The sequence below is a fragment of the Microbispora sp. H10670 genome (genome assembly GCF_014161385.1).
Taxonomy (GTDB): Bacteria; Actinomycetota; Actinomycetes; order Streptosporangiales; family Streptosporangiaceae; genus Microbispora; species Microbispora triticiradicis.
Map to the genome: position 1 here is coordinate 1 of NZ_JABBWW010000079.1, position 1561 is coordinate 1561.

Sequence of the window (1561 nt, forward strand, 5' to 3'; positions counted from 1 at the left end):
GCTAAGCGGTCCCCTTAACGTTCCGGCACCGGGCAGGCGTCAGTCCGTATACATCGTCTTACGACTTCGCACGGACCTGTGTTTTTAGTAAACAGTCGCTTCCCCCTGGCCACTGCGACCCCCACCAGCTCAAGAAGCAAGTTCCATCACCAGTAAAGGTCCCCCTTCTCCCGAAGTTACGGGGGCAATTTGCCGAGTTCCTTAACCACAGTTCACCCGACCGCCTTGGTATTCTCTACCTGACCACCTGAGTCGGTTTAGGGTACGGGCCGCCGCGACACTCACTAGAGGCTTTTCTCGGCAGCATAGGATCACCCACTTCGCCACAATCGGCTCGGCATCACACCTCAGGATACATGAGAGACGGATTTGCCTATCTCTCTCCCTACATGCTTACCCCGGGACAACCACCGCCCGGGCTGGGCTACCTTCCTGCGTCACCCCATCGCTTACCTACTACCAGATCAGGCCAGGCGTTCACCCTGACGCCGGCTCCGAAGAGCCAACCGGCTTAAGGACCCTTAGTATCACTGGATTCGATATGGGCGCATCACAGCGGGTACGGGAATATCAACCCGTTGTCCATCGACTACGCCTGTCGGCCTCGCCTTAGGTCCCGACTTACCCTGGGCGGACGAACCTGCCCCAGGAACCCTTGGTCATTCGGCGCAGAAGATTCTCACTTCTGACTCGCTACTCATGCCTGCATTCTCACTCGTACGACCTCCACCACACGATCACTCGGCGGCTTCACCGGCTCGCACGACGCTCCCCTACCCACCACCAGCAAGCTGGCAGTGCCACGACTTCGGCGGTGTACTTGAGCCCCGCTACATTGTCGGCGCAGAATCACTTGACCAGTGAGCTATTACGCACTCTTTCAAGGGTGGCTGCTTCTAAGCCAACCTCCTGGTTGTCACTGCGACTCCACATCCTTTCCCACTTAGCACACGCTTAGGGGCCTTAGTCGGTGATCTGGGCTGTTTCCCTCTCGACCACGGAGCTTATCCCCCGCAGTCTCACTGCCACGCTCAACTTACCGGCATTCGAAGTTTGGCTGACGTCAGTAACCTTGTCGGGCCCATCAGCCAACCAGAGCCCTACCTCCGGCAAGCACCACGCAACGCTGCACCTAAATGCATTTCGGGGAGAACCAGCTATCACGGAGTTTGATTGGCCTTTCACCCCTACACACAGGTCATCCCCCAGGTTTTCAACCCTGGTGGGTTCGGTCCTCCACGCGGTCTTACCCGCGCTTCAACCTGCCCATGCGTAGATCACCCCGCTTCGGGTCTACAGCATGCGACTCCGGGCGCCCTATTCAGACTCGCTTTCGCTACGGCTCCCCCACACGGGTTAACCTCGCCACACACCATAACTCGCAGGCTCATTCTTCAAAAGGCACGCAGTCACATCACAGACAAGCAAGCTTGCCTACGCTCCTACGGCTTGTAGGCACACGGTTTCAGGTACTATTTCACGACCCCTCACCGGGGCGCTTTTCACCTTTCCCTCACGGTACTAGTTCACTATCGGTCATCAGGAAGTATTTAGGCTTACC

Annotated in this window: 1 rRNA gene; it reads right to left on the reverse strand. The window is 57.5% G+C overall.

The window, feature by feature from the left end:
* Nucleotides 1-1561 (reverse strand): 23S ribosomal RNA (locus HHX33_RS34590); the annotation flags it as partial.